Source organism: Leifsonia sp. PS1209 (genome assembly GCF_012317045.1).
GTDB lineage: Bacteria > Actinomycetota > Actinomycetes > Actinomycetales > Microbacteriaceae > Leifsonia.
Genome location: NZ_CP051154.1, coordinates 1,445,169 through 1,461,429, shown reverse-complemented (window position 1 = coordinate 1,461,429; position 16,261 = coordinate 1,445,169). Strand labels below are relative to the sequence as shown.

Annotated in this window: 16 protein-coding genes; 4 read left to right on the top strand and 12 right to left on the bottom strand. The window is 69.5% G+C overall.

The genetic code is table 11. The features are described 5' to 3' along the window. Positions 1–13: 13 nt before the first annotated feature. The 6 genes from HF024_RS06945 to HF024_RS06920 are packed head-to-tail and all read right to left on the bottom strand — an operon-like array spanning position 14 to position 4,573. On the bottom strand, positions 14–1,234 hold the full coding sequence (locus tag HF024_RS06945) for an MFS transporter (RefSeq protein WP_168689085.1): 1,221 nt from the start codon (positions 1,232–1,234) through the stop codon (positions 14–16). Beyond that, positions 1,234–2,178, bottom strand: a complete 945-nt coding sequence (locus HF024_RS06940; protein ID WP_168689084.1) for a bifunctional riboflavin kinase/FAD synthetase — start codon at positions 2,176–2,178, stop codon at positions 1,234–1,236. Before HF024_RS06940 ends, HF024_RS06945 begins: the two co-directional genes overlap by 1 nt. Next, positions 2,175–2,651 carry a hypothetical protein gene (locus HF024_RS06935; RefSeq protein ID WP_085369327.1) on the bottom strand — a complete coding sequence of 159 codons (477 nt, stop codon included), beginning with the start codon at positions 2,649–2,651 and terminating at the stop codon, positions 2,175–2,177. Before HF024_RS06935 ends, HF024_RS06940 begins: the two co-directional genes overlap by 4 nt. A gap of 25 nt (positions 2,652–2,676) precedes the next feature. Continuing rightward, positions 2,677–3,045 carry a hypothetical protein gene (locus HF024_RS06930; protein ID WP_085369328.1) on the bottom strand — a complete coding sequence of 123 codons (369 nt, stop codon included), beginning with the start codon at positions 3,043–3,045 and terminating at the stop codon, positions 2,677–2,679. After that, on the bottom strand, positions 3,042–3,950 hold the full coding sequence (truB, locus tag HF024_RS06925) for a tRNA pseudouridine(55) synthase TruB (protein ID WP_168689083.1): 909 nt from the start codon (positions 3,948–3,950) through the stop codon (positions 3,042–3,044). Before truB ends, HF024_RS06930 begins: the two co-directional genes overlap by 4 nt. Further along, a complete protein-coding gene (locus HF024_RS06920; RefSeq protein ID WP_085369330.1) occupies positions 3,947–4,573 on the bottom strand; it encodes a TetR/AcrR family transcriptional regulator in 627 nt (208 codons plus the stop codon). Before HF024_RS06920 ends, truB begins: the two co-directional genes overlap by 4 nt. A 90-nt stretch (positions 4,574–4,663) precedes the next feature. Between HF024_RS06920 and HF024_RS06915 the strand changes: the two genes are divergently transcribed. Both HF024_RS06915 and HF024_RS06910 read left to right on the top strand, forming a co-directional pair. After that, a complete protein-coding gene (locus HF024_RS06915) occupies positions 4,664–6,130 on the top strand; it encodes a DHA2 family efflux MFS transporter permease subunit (RefSeq protein WP_168689082.1) in 1,467 nt (488 codons plus the stop codon). 55 nt (positions 6,131–6,185) lie between these two features. Then, entirely contained in the window at positions 6,186–7,187 is a 1,002-nt protein-coding gene (locus HF024_RS06910; protein ID WP_168689081.1) for a 2-dehydropantoate 2-reductase, read from the top strand. Here the strand turns inward: HF024_RS06910 and HF024_RS06905 are convergent. After that, positions 7,184–7,771, bottom strand: a complete 588-nt coding sequence (locus tag HF024_RS06905; protein ID WP_168689080.1) for a hypothetical protein — start codon at positions 7,769–7,771, stop codon at positions 7,184–7,186. The two genes, HF024_RS06910 and HF024_RS06905, sit on opposite strands and share 4 nt — an antisense overlap. 42 nt (positions 7,772–7,813) lie before the next feature. Between HF024_RS06905 and HF024_RS06900 the strand changes: the two genes are divergently transcribed. Then, a complete protein-coding gene (locus HF024_RS06900; RefSeq protein ID WP_168689079.1) occupies positions 7,814–8,689 on the top strand; it encodes an A/G-specific adenine glycosylase in 876 nt (291 codons plus the stop codon). Positions 8,690–8,793: 104 nt separating this feature from the next. On the opposite strand, the gene rbfA is transcribed toward HF024_RS06900, so the two are convergent. The 4 genes from rbfA to nusA form a co-directional block, all read right to left on the bottom strand. Then, positions 8,794–9,231, bottom strand: a complete 438-nt coding sequence (gene rbfA, locus HF024_RS06895; RefSeq protein WP_085369335.1) for a 30S ribosome-binding factor RbfA — start codon at positions 9,229–9,231, stop codon at positions 8,794–8,796. 85 nt (positions 9,232–9,316) lie between these two features. After that, on the bottom strand, positions 9,317–12,151 hold the full coding sequence (gene infB / locus HF024_RS06890) for a translation initiation factor IF-2 (RefSeq protein WP_168689078.1): 2,835 nt from the start codon (positions 12,149–12,151) through the stop codon (positions 9,317–9,319). A gap of 83 nt (positions 12,152–12,234) precedes the next feature. Further along, on the bottom strand, positions 12,235–12,513 hold the full coding sequence (locus HF024_RS06885; RefSeq protein WP_168689077.1) for a YlxR family protein: 279 nt from the start codon (positions 12,511–12,513) through the stop codon (positions 12,235–12,237). 33 nt (positions 12,514–12,546) lie between these two features. Next, on the bottom strand, positions 12,547–13,554 hold the full coding sequence (nusA, locus tag HF024_RS06880) for a transcription termination factor NusA (RefSeq protein ID WP_085369337.1): 1,008 nt from the start codon (positions 13,552–13,554) through the stop codon (positions 12,547–12,549). A gap of 106 nt (positions 13,555–13,660) precedes the next feature. Between nusA and HF024_RS06875 the strand changes: the two genes are divergently transcribed. Beyond that, the gene (locus HF024_RS06875; protein ID WP_168689076.1) at positions 13,661–14,449 is read left to right on the top strand and encodes a DUF1206 domain-containing protein; all 789 of its coding nucleotides are present in this window, start codon (positions 13,661–13,663) and stop codon (positions 14,447–14,449) included. A gap of 18 nt (positions 14,450–14,467) precedes the next feature. On the opposite strand, the gene HF024_RS06870 is transcribed toward HF024_RS06875, so the two are convergent. Continuing rightward, positions 14,468–16,234, bottom strand: coding sequence for a proline--tRNA ligase (locus tag HF024_RS06870; RefSeq protein WP_168689075.1), 1,767 nt, complete (start codon positions 16,232–16,234; stop codon positions 14,468–14,470). Positions 16,235–16,261: the final 27 nt, after the last annotated feature.

Genomic DNA, 16,261 nt, shown 5'->3' with positions numbered 1-16,261 from the left:
CCCGGCTCGATTCCTACGGGCGGAAGTGGTCTTCGAGGGTGTGCGGGCGGGCGACGACGGTGCCGGCGAGGGCGGCAGCGAGCGCGGTGCCGATGAGGACGATGAGGGCCGCTGTCCAGTCGCCGGTGAGCTGGTGCAGCACACCGACCGCGAGCGGGCCGAGCGCACCGAGCGTGTAGCCGAGGCCCTGCGTGAAGCCGCTGAGCGCCACGGAGCCCTCGTGCGTGCGCGTGCGCACGTTGATCAGCACGAGGCACAGCGGGAACAGCAGCGGCCCGAGACCGGCGAACACCACCCACAGCCAGGTCGCCGTGCCCGGCGCGATGATCAGGCCCAGATAGCCGAGCACGAAGAACGCAACGCCCGCGTAGAGCAGCAGGGCGACGTTGCGCATCCTGGCGGCCAGCAGCGGCACCAGCAGCCCGGCCGGGATGCCCATGCCCGCGTACAACGAGAGAAGCGCGCCAGCCTCCACCGGCGTCGAGCCGGCCACGTCGTGCAGGATCTCCGGCAGCCAGGCGAACATCGCGTACGCGTTCAGGCTGGACGCCGCGAACACCACGGCCATCGCCCAGGCGAGCGGCGCGTGCCACACCTTGCCCAGCATCCCGGGCTCAGCGCCCTCCACCTCGACGTCGTGCTCCGGATGCACCGGTCGCCTGGTCAGGATGATGCGCAGCCACGGCAGGATGGCCAGCAGGCTCACCACGCCCCACATCCCCACGGAGACGTGCCAGTTGGATGCGTCGGCCACCGGCACCGCGACCAGCGGAGGCAGCAGCGTGCTCACCGACATCACGGTCGCGTACAGCGACGTGACCAGCCCGATCCTGTCCGGGAAGTACCGCTTCACCAGAGGGGGCAGCAGCACGTTGCCGACACCCATCCCCGCGAAGGTCACGGCGGAGCCGATGGCGAGCATGGCGAACGAGCCGGCCGTCGCCCGCAGGACGTGCCCGAGCAGCATCACGCCGAGCGCCGCGATCAGCACGCCCTCGAGGCTCGCCTTGCGGGTCAGCGACGGCGCGAGCAGGCCGAACAGCGCGAAGAAGATGGGCGGGAGCATCCCGAGCAGTCCGACGCCGACGCTGGTGACCGCGAACTCCGTGCGGATCTCGGCGAAGATCGGCGACAGGGCGGCGACGGCCGTGCGCAGGTTGCTGGCGACGAGCAGGATGCCGATGAGCGCGATGGCGCGGCCATGCCACAGGGGCCTGGCGGGGAGTTCCGTCATCAGTTGGCGTTCTCGGGCTGCAGGATGCTCCTGGCCCTGGCGACATCGTCCGCGATCTGGGCGATCAGCGGCTCGATGCCTGCGTACGCGACCATGCCCCTGATGCGTTCGACGAACGAAATCTCGACGTGGTGGTCGTACAGGTCGAGGTCGCGGTCGAGCACGTACGCCTCGACCTGCTTCTGCGGGACGCCCTCGAACGTCGGGTTGTTGCCGACCGAGATGGCGGCAGGATACCGTTCGCCGCCGTCGGTCAGCCAGCCCGCGTACACGCCGTCTGCCGGGATCAGCCCCTCCGACTCCGGCGACAGGTTCGCCGTCGGGAAGCCGAGCTCCCTGCCGCGCTTCGCCCCGTGCACCACGACGCCGCGCAGGGTCGGGATGTGGCCGAGCAGTTCGCCGGCGTGCGCCACGTCGCCGTCGGCGAGCAGTTCGCGGATCCAGGTGGAGGAGACGCGGCGTCCGTGCTCCGGGCGAACGTCGTCGATGAGGTGCACGACGAAGCCGTACGTCTCGCCGAACGCGCGCAGCATCTCCACGTCGCCTGCGCCACGCCTGCCGAAGCGGAAGTCGCTCCCGACCAGCACGGCGGCGGCGTGCAGCCTGTCGACCAGGATGTGCTGCACGAACTCCTCGGGGCTGAGGTCGGCCAGTGCACGGTCGAACGGGACGATCAGCGTCGCCTCGACGCCGGTTCCCGCGAGCAGGTCGAGCTTCTGCTCGACGCTGACCAGCGCCGTCGGGCACTTCTCCGGCGCGAGAAGCTCCAGTGGGTTCCTGTCGAAGGTGATGACCGTCGGCGTGAGCCCTCCGGAGGCCGCGACCTCGCAGAGCCGCGCGATCACCGCGCGGTGGCCGGTGTGCACCCCGTCGAATTTGCCGATGGTCACCGCACTCGGGCCGAAGCCGTCCGGCACCTCCTGAACGGACCGGAAGACCTTCACGATGCGGCCGGGCGCGGCTTGTGCCCGCGCAGGTAGATCAGCCCGAGGATCGGCAGGACGAGGGGGATGAACAGGTAGCCCATGCCGTAGACCGACCAGACGGTCGCATCCCTGCCGAACGGGTCGATGTCGTGCAGACCGAGGGCCGCAGGCGCGAACAGGCTGAGCGAGCCGATCACGAGCACGCCCACCAGCTCGAAGGTGATGGTGATCCAGGCCACCCGGTACCAGGCGACGCCCGGCGCGATCAGCGCGACGGTGGCCACGATGTAGACGACGGCGGCGAGCGCCGAGAGGGTGAACGCGACCGGCGCCTCGTGGAAGCGGTCGATGATCTGGAAGACGCTGCGTCCGGTCGCCGCGAGGGCGAGGACTCCGTAGACGAAGACGAGCACACGCCCGATGCCGGTGATCCGCCGCCTGGCGGTGGGGCTCTCCGGGTGTTCGCGCGCGGACATGGTGTGGTGTGACATCGCCTACGATTCTATTCGCGCTGGCTCAGGCTCCCTGCACGAACCAGATCTGCCCCATCCGGTACACCATCACCGCGATGGCGAGGCACACGCCGCCCAGGATCACTGTCGACCACCTGTTGCGCTCGATCAGCGCCCAGAAGGCTCCGGCGGGCGGCAGGATGAGCGCGGAGATCAGGTAGATGTAGAACTCGGGCAGGCTGCCGCTCGGCTCGTTGCCCACCGCCGGGGCGACGATGGTCACGATCAGCTGGGCGATGAGCAGCACCTCGACCAGCGCGACGGCGCCCATGCTGAGGTCGCCGGGCACGCGTCCGGCCAGTCCGAGCACGATGCAGAGCACGCCTGCGACGGCGGCGACGATCACCTGCGTCGCCGTGAACCACTCGATCATGCGGTCGCGATCTCGTCTGTCGGGAAGTTCACGAGGGTTCTTGCTTCCTTTCCGCGGAACTCGATGAGCCCCACCAGGTGTCCGGTCGGTGCGATGGCCGCGAGCGGTTCGCCTCCCCTATTCTCCCTGTCCGCGACGTGGATGCGTTTCCCGTGGGTCAGGTCGATGGCCTGCTGCTCCGTCAGGTCGAACCGCTCGAACAGCGTCGTGGCGGCCACGGCGGCCGGAACGAGCGCCGAGGCGACGTCGAGGGCTTCGATGGGATGCGCGTCCTCCACGCTGAACGAACCCACCCGCGTGCGCCGCAGCGCCGTGAGGTGCCCGCCGACGCCGAGCGCAGCCCCCAGATCGCGGGCGAGCGACCGGATGTACGTGCCGGACGAGCAGACCACCCGCACGTCGAGGTCGATGGCGGCGGGCAGCCGCCGCGTGGCGAGCAGCTCGAACTCCGAGACGGTGACCGGCCGCGCCTGCAGCACGACCGCTTCCCCCGCCCGCACCCGCGCGTACGCGCGCTTGCCGTCGACCTTGATCGCGCTGACCGAGCTCGGAACCTGCTCGATCTCGCCGGTGAGGTCGGCGATGCCGGACCGGATGGCGTCGTCGGTGACCGCGGAGACCGCATCCTGGGGCGCCTCGTCGACGATGTCGCCCTCCGCGTCGTCCGTCGTGGTGCTCTGGCCGAGCCGGATGGTCGCGAGGTACTCCTTGTCGGTGCCGACGATGTACGTCAGCAGCCGCGTGGACGAGTTGAGGCCGACGATCAGCAGGCCGGTGGCCATCGGGTCGAGGGTGCCGGCGTGGCCCACCTTGCGGGTGCCCGCGAGCCTCCTGGTGCGCGCGACGATGTCGTGGCTCGTCCAGCCCTGCGGCTTGTCGACGAGCAGGATGCCGGAGCCCGTCATGCGCTCTTCTCGGCGCTTCGCGTGCCGACGACGTCGAGCACCAGCTGCAGCTTGGTCTGGAACGTGCACTCGAGGAGCTCCGTCGCCGCCTCGTCGATCCCGTACTTCTCGGGGAGGCGGAGTCCGAGCAGCGTGTTCAGCAGCATCCCCTCCGCCAGGAAGGAGCGCACGCGCTCGGGTTCGAAGCCCGCCTCGTCGCGCAGCATCGTGTAGATGGCGATGAAGCCCTGTCTGGCCTGCTCGCCGATGACGGGGTCGTGGCCCATGCTGAACGCCTGCATCAGCGACAGCAGCAGCCCGCGGTCCTCGATCAGGTTGACGTACGCCGTGCCGAGCAGCCGGCCGATCTGGTCGTCGGGCGAGCCGTCGGCCTTCCAGCCCGCGATGGTCTCTTCGAACGTGACGAGCAGTTTGCCGAGCGCCCGCGAGAGCACCTCGACGAAGAGGTTCTCCTTGCTGCCGAACATCCGCACGACGTACGGCTGGCTGATGCCGGCCGCCTTGGCGATCTGGTCGGTGGTGGCGCCGACGTATCCGCGTTCCCCGAAGACGAGGCTGGCGGCGGCGAGGATCTGCTCTCTGCGCTCCTCCGCCGGGATGCGCTCACTGATTTTGTCGGTCACGCTTGACAGGTTATCAGTCGATTACTAATCTCGGTCTTGTTGTAATCATCCGATAACAACATTCCCGTGACTTCGACAGGATGTGCCGCCATGTCGTCCCCCTCCACCGCCCGCCGCATCCCGATCTGGCTGGCCGTCGTCGCCGCATCGCTCCCGATGTTCATGGCGACCCTCGACAACCTCGTCGTCACCAGCGCCCTGCCGGTGATCGCCAAAGACCTCAGCGCCTCCATCGAGGAACTGCAGTGGGTCATCAACGCATACACGCTCAGCTTCGCCACCCTCATGCTCATGGCGGTGGCCCTCGGCGACCGGTTCGGACGCCGCACCGTGTTCCTCAGCGGCATCGCCGTCTTCACCCTCGCCTCGGCGGCGAGCGCCCTCGCCACGGAACCCTGGATGCTCATCCTGGCCCGGGCCGTGCAGGGCGTCGGGGCCGCCGCGCTCATGCCGCTGTCCCTCACCCTCCTGGCCGGAAGCGTCAGCGTCAGGATGCGCCCGGCCGCCATCGGCATCTGGGGAGGCATCGCCGGCCTCGGCGTCGCGACGGGACCGCTGATCGGCGGCGCCGTCGTGCAGGGCTGGAACTGGCAGGCCATCTTCTGGCTGAACGTCCCGCTCGGTGTCATCGCCGTGCCGCTCGTGCTCGCCGCCCTGCCGAACAGCTTCGGCCAGCGCGTCCGGGCGGACATCGTCGGCCTGCTGCTCGCCGGCCCAGGCGTCCTCGGGATCGTGTTCGGGATCGTGCGCGGCAACGACGCGGGCTGGGACAGTTTCGAGGTACTCGGCTCCCTGATCGCCGGGGCCGTGCTGCTCGCGGCGTTCGTCTTCTGGGAGGGCCGCGCCTCGGCGCCCCTGCTGCCGCTGCGCCTGTTCCGCGACCGCAGCTTCACCGTGGCCAACCTGGTCGGCGTGACGTTCAGCTTCGGGATCTTCGGGGCGGTCTTCATCCTGATCCAGTTCCTGCAGGTGGTGCAGGGCCACACACCGCTCGAAGCCGGTGTGATGACCATGCCGTGGACGCTCGCCCCAATGGTGGTCGCGCCACTCACCGGCCTCGTCTCCGGCCGGACGGGTACCCGGCTGCCGATCCTCGTCGGCCTGGTCCTGCTCACGATCGCGATGGCCTGGATCGCGCTCACCCTGTCCGCCGATCTCGAATACTCGGCCATGTGGCCGCCGTTCGCCCTCGCCGGCATCGGCATGGGCCTGGTCTTCGCCCCCAGCTCCACCGCCGTGCTCGCCAACATGAAGGCCGAGGACCACGCGAAGGCGTCCGGCACCAACTCCACCCTCCGGGAGATCGGCGTCGCGCTCGGCATCGCCGTGCTCACCGCCGTGTTCACCGGCGCTGGCGGATCGCTGACCCCCACCGGCTACGTGGATGCCGCCATCCCGGCCATCTGGGTCGGCGCCGGAGTGCTCGGAGTGGCCGCGATCATCTCGCTGGCCCTGCCGTCGGGCATCCGCCGCCGCGGCCACCAGGATGCGGAGACCGAGCTCGCGGAGGCGGCGGCAGCCGAAGGCTCCCCGCAGGCGGCAGCACTGGTCGACTGACCGCATCCGGTCGCACCGCATCCCTCCTCCCCTGCCGCGCGGCTAGGGTGGGGGGATGCGGATCGGCGTCATCGGAGCGGGAGCCATCGGCGGCACCATCGCAGCCCTGCTCGACCGCGTCGGCCACCAGGTGGAGGTCACCGCGCGCGGCACCCAGCTCGCCGCCATCCACGAGAGCGGACTACGTCTCGACGGCGCGTGGGGCTCGCACACCGCGCAGGTGGCCGCTGACGAGGTGCTGCGCACCCAGCCCGAACTCGCCTTCCTCTGCACGAAGGCCCAGGATGCGGCCGCCGCCCTCCGCGAGAACCAGCACCTGCTCGGCGGCATCCCGGTCGTCGTGGTGCAGAACGGCCTGACCGGGCTGCGCCAGGCCATGACGATGCTCCCGGACTCGCAGTGCGTCGGCGCCCTCGCCCTCTACGCGGCCAGCTACCTCTCCCCCGGCCGGGTCACCGTGACCACGGCGGCGAACACGTACATCGGGGCCGGAAGCGGAGAGCCGCCGGAGGCCGCGGTCTTCGCCACCCGTGTCCTCGACGCCGCGATGCCGGCCTTCGCCGTCGAGAACTTCGACGGCGCCCAGTGGACCAAGCTCATCGTCAACCAGATCAACGCCATGCCCGCCATCACCGGCCTGAGCGCCCAGGACTCGCTCGGCGACCGCCGGCTCCGCCGCATCGTCACCGCCAGCATGCGCGAGGCGGTGCGGGTCGGCTTCGACCGCGGCATCCACTACGGCAGCATCCAGGGGCTCAGCAACGGCATCCTGCGGTTCGTCGCCGTCTCGCCGCTCTGGGCCGGCCAGCTCGTTCCGCTCATGATGAAGCGCAGGATGGGCGCGACCCCCAACCCCGGGTCGACGCTGCAGAGCATCCGGCGCGGCCAGCTGACCGAGATCGACTACCTCAACGGCGCCATCGTTGGCGAAGCCCACGACCTCGGCAGGGAGGCGCCGATCAATGCGGCCATCGTCGACCTGGTGCACGAGGTGGAGCGCACGCGCGCGTTCATCGAGCCCGCCGTGGTCGTCGACCGGATGCGCGCGGTCGTCTAGCAGCTGTCCGCGAACACCCTCCGCGGCAGCTCGGGGTCGCTGTCGTCCACCAGCGCGCTCGCCCACATCCGCGGCTCCGCGTCGTTCTCGTAGATCGCGTCCTGCGGCATGTTCACCAGCGCGACGGAGTAGTGCCAGATCCCGCGCAGCTCCGGCCGCAGCAGGAACTCGCCGTCGACCACGAGCACAGCATCCTGGCCGGTCGTCTCCCAGCGGCTCTCCATCGGCACATCCCGGCGCTCGTCGAACGCCGCCGTCTGGAACCCGGTGCTGCCCGCCATCCGGAACGGGTCGATCAGCACCCGCCGGAAGGTCACGTAGTCGAACGAGCCGCGGTAGTAGTCGAGCGCCGACTCCGGCCCCAGCCTGGTGCGGTCGGCGCGCGGACGGTGGAAGTCGGTCATCGACGCGCGGAAGGTATCGTAGCCCGCCTCGCGGAACACCTCGGCGAGGTCGTCGGCGAACGGCGCGGTGTCCGTGACTCCGTCCACCGCCACCATCGTTCGGCCGTGCCCATAGCTGCGCGTCACCTCGCCGACCAGTTCACGGAGGAACAGGACGCGCGGCGTCGGTGGAAGCTTCATGGCACGAGCCTAAGCCGCGCGCGCACCGATTACGCTGGAACGATGGTGGATGCTCAGGACTCGTTCTCCGCCTCCGTCATCGACTGGTTCCACGCCAACCGTCGCGACCTGCCGTGGCGCCGCGACGGTTTCACCGCCTGGGGCACCCTGGTCAGCGAGTTCATGCTGCAGCAGACCCCGGTGAACCGCGTCATCCCTCGGCTCGAGGAGTGGCTGACCCGCTGGCCGACGCCGGCGGACCTCGCCGCCGTCCCGCCGGGCGAGGCCGTGCGCGCCTGGCAGTCGCTCGGCTACCCGCGCCGCGCGCTCTGGCTGCACGCCTGCGCCGTCGCCATCACCGAGCGTCACGGCGGTGTCGTCCCCGACGACGTGGATGCGCTGCTCGCGCTCCCCGGCATCGGCGACTACACGGCGCGCGCCGTCGCTGTGTTCGCGTACGGCGACCGGCACCCGGTGGTCGACACGAACATCCGGCGCGTGATCGCCCGCGCCGTCGACGGCCAGGGCGAGCCTCCTCCGCCGAGCAGGCGCGACCTCGCGGCGATGGAGTCGCTGCTCCCCGCCGAGCGTGCAGCAGCCGCCGCGTTCAACGCGGGAATGATGGAGCTCGGCGCGCTGGTCTGCGTGGCCAGGACGCCGCGCTGCGACGTGTGCCCGCTTTCCGACGTGTGCGCCTGGCGGCTGGCCGGATACCCGGAGTACGCCGGCCCGAAGAAGGCCGTGCAGAAGAAGTACGAGGGCAGCGATCGCCAGGTGCGCGGACGCATCCTGGCCGAGCTGCGCGCCTCGCACATCCCGGTGACCGCCGCCGAACTCGAGTCCGTCTGGCCGGACGCCACCCAGCGCGACCGCGCCCTGGCGGGCCTCCTCGCCGACGGCCTCGCCGTTACCACCCCAGGCGGCTACACCCTCCCCTGACCCCGCGGCACGCAGCAATCGAGCCGGGACTTGTGTACGCGACACGCCGTAGCGGTGCGTACACAAGTCCCGGCTCGATTGTCTGGGAAGGCGGAAGACCGGGGTCAGTCTTCGTCGTCGTCTTCGCGGGGCTTGACGTACGGGTCCTCGTCGCCCGCGTATGCGGCACCGGCGGCCAGGCCGGCCACCTCGGTGTCGCGCTGGCGCGCCTCGCGCAGCAGGTCTTCGATGTGCGCCGCGTTCTCCGGGATCGCATCCAGGATGAACTCGAGCGACGGCGTCAGGCGGGCGGTGATGTTCTTGCCCACCTCGCTGCGCAGCATCCCGGTGGCCGCAGCGAGGGCCGCAGCGGTGTCCGTGCGCTCCTCGTCGGTGCCGTAGACCGTGTAGAAGACCGACGCGTGCTGCAGATCGCCTGTCACCTGCACATCCGTGATGGTCACGAAGCCCATGCGCGGGTCGCGGACGCCGCGTTCGAGCCGCTTGGCGATAATGACCTTGATTCTGTCCGCGAGCTTCCTCGCGCGTGCCGGGTCAGCCATGTTGTCTCTCCTTCACTGCCCTGATACCACCGAGCGGGATGGGAGGAGGTCCGGAGGGCAAACCCTCCGGACCTCCTTTCCACACCTACGCGCGGGGCTTCTCCCGCATTTCGGTCGTCTCGATCTCGTCGCCGATCTGGATGTCGTTGAACTTGCCGAGACCGATACCGGCCTCGAAGTCCGTCCGAACCTCGGTGACGTCGTCCTTGAAGCGACGCAGCGACTCGATGGCCAGGTTGTCCCCGACCACGACGCCGTCGCGGATGACGCGCGCCTTGGCGTTGCGCGTGATCGTCCCGGAGCGGACGATGACACCGGCGATGTTGCCGAACTTGGAGGAGCGGAACACCTCGCGGATCTCGGCGACACCGGACTGGACCTCTTCGAACTCCGGCTTGAGCATGCCCTTGAGCGAGCTCTCGATGTCGTCGATCGCGTTGTAGATGACCGAGTAGAAGCGCACATCCACACCCTCGCGGGCTGCACGCTCGCGGGCCTTGACGTCCGGGCGGACGTTGAAGCCGATCACGATCGCGTTGTCGATGGTCGCCAGGTCGATGTCCGACTCGGTGATCGCGCCGACGCCGCGGTGCAGGATGCGGAGCTGGACCGAGTCGTCGACCTCGATCTTCATGAGCGACTCCTCCAGCGCCTCCACGGCACCGGACACGTCGCCCTTGATGATGAGGTTGAGCGCCTCGACCTTGCCCTCTTCCAGAGCACGGGTGAAGTCTTCCAGCGAGATGCGCTTGCGCGACTTCGCCAGCATGGCGTTGCGCTCGGCCGCTTCACGCTTCTCAGCGATCTGACGGGCCGTGCGGTCCTCCTCGGTGACGAGGAAGGTGTCGCCTGCTCGCGGAACGCTGGACAGACCCTGCACCTGCACAGGACGCGACGGGTACGCCTCGTGAACGGCGTCGCCGTTCTCGTCGACCATCGCACGGACGCGGCCATAGGCCGTACCAGCGACGATCGAGTCTCCGACGCGCAGCGTTCCCGACTGGATGAGCACGGTCGCGACAGCACCGCGGCCCTTGTCGAGCTTGGCCTCGATCGCGATACCGCGCGCATCCTTGTTGGGGTTGGAGCGCAGGTCGAGCCCGGCGTCCGCGGTGAGCAGCACGGCGTCCAGGAGGTCCTGGATGCCGATGTCGTTCCGCGCGGACACGTCGACGAACATGACGTCTCCGCCGTACTCCTCGGCGACCAGACCGAACTCGGTGAGCTGCTGGCGCACCTTGGCCGGGTTGGCGTCCGGCTTGTCGATCTTGTTCACCGCGACCACGATCGGCACGCCGGCCGCCTGGGCGTGGTTGAGCGCCTCGATGGTCTGCGGCATGATGCCGTCGTCCGCCGCGACCACGAGGATCGCGATGTCGGTGACCTGCGCACCACGGGCACGCATGGCGGTGAACGCCTCGTGACCCGGGGTGTCGATGAAGGTGATGGCACGTTCGATGCCCTCGTGCTCCGTCCACACCTGGTACGCACCGATGTGCTGGGTGATGCCACCGGCCTCGCCGGCGACGACGTTCGCGTTGCGGATCGCGTCGAGAAGACGGGTCTTACCGTGGTCGACGTGGCCCATGACCGTGACGACGGGCGGACGGATCTCGAGGTCTTCGTCCGTCTCGTCCTCGAGCTCCTGGTCGAGGTCGATGTCGAAGCCTTCGAGCAGCTCCTTGTCCTCGTCCTCCGGAGAGACGATCTGAACCTTGTAGCCGAGCTCCTCGCCCAGCACGCCGAAGGTCGCCTCGTCGAGGGACTCGGTCGCCGTCGCCATCTCACCGAGGTGGAACAGCACGGTGACCAGGTTGCCGGGGCTGGCGTCGATCTTGTCGGCGAAGTCCGAGATGGACGCACCGCGGCGCAGCCGGACGACGGTGTTGCCGTCGCCACGGGGTACGCTCACGCCGCCCAGCGACGGAGCTTCCCTCAGCTCGAATTCCTGCCTCTTGGCGCGCTTCGACTTGCGGGCCTTGCTCTTGCCGCCACCGCGACCGAAGGCACCAGCGGTTCCACCGCCCGGTCCACGACCACGGCCGCCGCCGCCACCTGCTGGGCGCGGACCGCCGAAGCCGCCGCCTGGACGCTGGAAGCCACCTGCGCCGGCACCGGCGCCTGCTCCACCACCGCTACCCGGACGCTGCTGGAAACCGGGACGGCCTCCACCACCGCCGCCAGGACGCTGGCCGGGACGGTTGCCGCCCGCTCCGGGGGCACCGGGGCGCGGCGAACCGGGACGCGGAGGCGTCGGGCGCGGGATGTTGCCGGGCGACGGGCGCTGGCCCATGCCCTGCGAGCTCGCGAAGGGGTTGTTGCCAGGACGCGGTGCGCTCGGGCGCTGGCCCATGCCCTGGTTGGATGCGAACGGGTTGTTGCCCGGGCGCGGTGCGCCGGGGCGCGGGATGCTGCTGCTTGCGGCGTTTCCGCCTGCCGGGCGAGCGGTGTTCGGCTTGACGGCGTCCGACGGCGCTGCGGGCGCGGCGGAGTCTGCGGAGGCCGCAGGGGCGTCCTTCGCCGCCTGTGCCTTGGCGTCTGCCGCGGCCTTGTCGGCCTCAGCCTTCTCGGCGGCAGCCTTCTGCTCCGCGAGGGCCTGGCGCTCCGCCACCGACAGCGGAGCCGCCGGCTTGGGAGCGGTGCCGCCCGGGTTGGGAGCAGACGACGGACGCGAAGCGCCCGGCGCGGGAGCGGAGGACTTCGGCGCTGCCGCCTTCTGCTCCGGTGCTGCCGCTGCAGCCTTGTCGGCCGTGAAGCCTTCCGCCTCGAGGGCAGCGCGAAGCTTGCGCGCCACCGGCGGTTCGATGCTGGAGGACGGTCCCTTGACGAACTCGCCCATCTCTTTCAGTTTCGCAAGGGCGACCTTGCTGTCGACTCCGAGTTCGCTTGCGACCTCGTGTACGCGTGGTTTTGCAGCCACAATTCTCCTGTCTAGGGGGTCTACCCCTAGCAGGGCAGACCGTTAGTTACGGACGGGTCTCATTTCGAGCCGCTCATTAGTTGTCACTCATTTGAGTTCACTGTGCCGTTCAGCCTGTTCTCTTCAAGTGCGGCCTGGATGGCCGTCGTATCGAGCATCCCGTCGACCTTCAAGGCCCGCCCGAAGGCGCGCCTCTGCAAGGCTTTGTCGAGACACCCGACGACCGGATGCAGCCACGCGCCTCGCCCGGGAAGCGTGGCGGAATGGTCCACCACGAGTTTCGAGTTCTGGGCGACGACCCTCAGAAGTGAGGATCGGGGAGCGCGAGAACGGCATCCGACGCACGTTCTAACAGCTTCCATCCTACACCCGCGCACAACCCCGGTCGGGCGCGACTACTCCTTGTCCAGGATCGAGTCGGGCTGGATGTCGATCTTCGCTCCAGTTAATTTCGCGGCGAGACGGGCGTTCTGGCCCTCCTTGCCGATGGCGAGCGAGAGCTGGTAGTCGGGCACGAGAGCGCGGACGGCCTTGAGCGATTCGTCGATGACGAACGCGCTGGTGACCTTGGCGGGCGACAGGGCGCTCGACACGAACGTGGCCAGGTCGGGCGAGTAGTCGACGATGTCGATCTTCTCGTTGTTCAGCTCGGCCGTCACGGCACGGACGCGCTGTCCGAGCTCGCCGATGCACGCGCCCTTGGCGTTCACTCCCGGCTCCGTGGCGCGCACCGCGATCTTGGTGCGGTGACCGGCCTCGCGGGCCAGGGACACGATCTCGACGACGCCGCTCGCGATCTCCGGCACCTCGAGTGCGAACAGCTTGCGCACGAGCGCGGGGTGCGTGCGCGACACGGTGATCTGCGGACCCTTGAGGCCCTTCGAGACACTCGTCACGTACACCCGGATGCGCGACCCGTGGGTGTACTCCTCGCCGGGCACCTGCTCCTCGGGCGGCAGGATCGCCTCGACGCTGCCGAGGTCGACGTGGATCATCCGGGGGTTCGGCCCCTGCTGGATGACACCGGCGACGATGTCGCCCTCCCTGCCGCGGAACTCGCCGAGCACGGCGTCGTCCGCGATGTCGCGCAACCGCTGGTTGATGACCTGCTTGGCGGCGAACGCCGCGATGCGACCGAAGTCGCTCGGGCTGTCCTCGGCCTCGCCGACGATGTTGCCCTCGTCGTCCTTCTCGGGGACGTACACGGACACGTGACCGGTCTTGCGGTCGAGGTGCACTCGGGCCGCCGGCGGCTCTTCGGTGTGCCCGTGCTTGTGGTCGGCCTGATCGGTGTGCTTCAGGTAGGCGGTCAGAATCGCCTGCTCGATGATCTGCACCAGCTCATCGAAGGGAATCTCTCGCTCGCGTTCCATGAGACGCAAGACGCTGAGGTCGATGTCCATGCCGGCCTCCTCTATTCAGATCTCGCCGCCGCGTTCTGCGCGACGGACTCGACTAACTACGGTACCCGATGTTCCGACCGGCCGGAACGGGGGTACCGTTCCGAACATGACCTCACCCACGTCTGCCGCCAGACGCGTCGAGCGCATCCCAGCCGTCCGCGTCCTCGCCAGGGTCGGAAATGCGGCCATCGGCATCCTGCACATCCTGATCGGCGCCATCGCGCTCGCTGTCGCCTTCGGCGCAGGCGGGAGCGGCGACGCCGACCAGTCCGGCGCCCTGCAGGCCCTCGTCGACGTGCCGGGCGGGCTGTTCGTGGTGTGGGCGGTGATCGTCGGCCTGATCGCGCTCGCGCTGTGGCAGATCCTGCAGACCGTCGTGGCGCACAAGGCGGGCACCCGGGTCGTCGAGATCAGCAAGGGCGTCGTCTACGCGGTGCTCGCCGTGACCGCGATCAGCATCGCATCCGGTGGAGGCTCCAACTCGTCCGCCACCGAGAAGTCGGCGAGCTCGAAACTGCTCGCCATCCCCGGCGGCGTCTTCCTGCTGGCGGCGATCGGCCTGGCGATCGTCGGCGTCGGCATCGGCTTCCTGGTCAACGGGATCACGCACAAGTTCGAGCGCGGCCTCCGCCTGCCTCCGAACGCGCTGGCAGGTATCACGACGACCCTCGGCCGCGTCGGCTACATCTCCAAAGGCGTCGCCCTCGGCATCGTCGGCGGCCTCGTCGTCTACGCGGCGATCACCGTGGATCCGAGCAAGGCCGGCGGTCTCGACGGCGCGCTGAAGTCGCTCACCCAGCTTCCGTTCGGCGTGTTCCTGCTCATCCTGATCGCCATCGGCCTGATCGCCTACGGCCTGTTCTGGTGCGTCAGGGCCGTCGCCATCCGGCTCTAGCCGCCCCGCTCCGGCCGGCTACGCCGTGAGCGCAGCCAGCGCGTCCGCGATCGGCAGGGTCTCGCGGGAGCCCGTCCTGCGGTTCCAGAGCTCGACCTCGCCGTCGGCAGCACCGCGGCCGACCACCAGCACGCGCGGGACGCCGATCAGCTCGGCGTCGCCGAACTTCACGCCGGGCGAGACCTTGGGGCGGTCGTCGAACAGCACGTCCAGGCCGGCCTCCTCGAGAGTCGCCGTCACCTGCTCCGCCACGTCGAACGCCACCTGATCGCGGCCGGCGGCGACGACGTGCACGTCGAACGGCGCGACGGACTCCGGCCAGATCAGGCCCTTGTCGTCGTTGTTCTCCTCGGCGATGATCGCGAGGATGCGCGTGACGCCGATCCCGTACGAGCCCATCGTGACCGTGACGAGCTTGCCGTTCTCGTCCAGCACCTTGAGGCCGAACGCGTCCGCGTACTTGCGGCCGAGCTGGAAGACGTGACCGATCTCCATTCCGCGCGCCAGCTCGACGGGGCCGGAGCCGTCCGGGGCGGGGTCGCCCTCCTTGACCTCGGCGACCTCGACGGTGCCGTCCCACGAGAAGTCGCGGCCGGCGACGAGCCCGAAGACGTGCTTGCCGTCGATGTTCGCGCCGGTGATCCAGCCGGAGCCGTCCACGACGCGGGGGTCGACCAGATACCGGATGCCCGTGGCGGACTCCTCGCCGAGCACGGGACCGTCGACGCCCCACGGGCCGATGTAGCCCTTGACCAGGCCGGGGTGCTTCTGGAAGTCGGCGTCCGTCGCCGGCTCGACCTCACCGGGCGCGAACGCCACCTCTGCGCGCTTCATCTCGACCTCGCGGTCGCCGGGAAGCCCGACGACGACCAGCTCGCGCGTCCCGTCCAGGTGGGTGACGGCGAGCACCACGTTCTTGAGCGTGTCCGCCGCCGTCCAGGCGCGGCCGTCCGGCCGCGGGTGCTTCTCGTTGGCCACATCCACCAGGGTCTGGATGGTGGGCGTGTTCGGGGTGTCGAGCACCTCCTGCGGCGTCAGCTTCTCGTACGAGCGGGCGGCGGGCGCGAGGGTGGTGAACGCCTCGACGTTGGCCGCGTATCCGCCCTCCGAGCGCACGAAGGTGTCCTCGCCGACCACGGTCGGGTGCAGGAACTCCTCGCTGCGCGAACCGCCCATCGCACCGGCGTCCGCCTGCACGATCACGTAGGAGAGGCCGAGCCTGGTGAAGATGCGCTCGTATGCGTCCCGCTGCTTCTGGTAGCTGGCGTCGAGTCCGGCGTCGGTGTAGTCGAAGGTGTACGCGTCCTTCATCGTGAACTCGCGGCCGCGCAGGAGGCCGGCACGGGGGCGTGCCTCGTCGCGGTACTTGTCCTGGATCTGGTAGATCGCCAGCGGCAGGTCTTTATAGCTGGAGTACAGGTCTTTCACGAGCAGCGTGAACGCCTCTTCGTGCGTCGGCGCGAGCAGGTAGTCCGCGCCCTTGCGGTCCTGCAGGCGGAAGAGCGCGTCGCCGTACTCCTCCCAGCGGCCGGTGACCTCGTACGGCTCACGCGGCAGCAGGGCGGGGAAGTGCACCTCGTGCGCTCCCGCGGCCGACATCTCCTCGCGGATGATGGCCTCGATCTTGCCCTTGACGCGCAGGCCGAGCGGCAGCCACGCGAAGATGCCCGGCGCCTGGCGTCGGATGTATCCGGCGCGAACCAGCAGCCTGTGGCTGGTGACCTCGGCGTCGGAGGGGTCTTCACGGAGGGTGCGGAGGAAGTAGTTCGTCAGGCGTGTAGGCACCGTTCCATGTTAGACGGCGGGGACGGG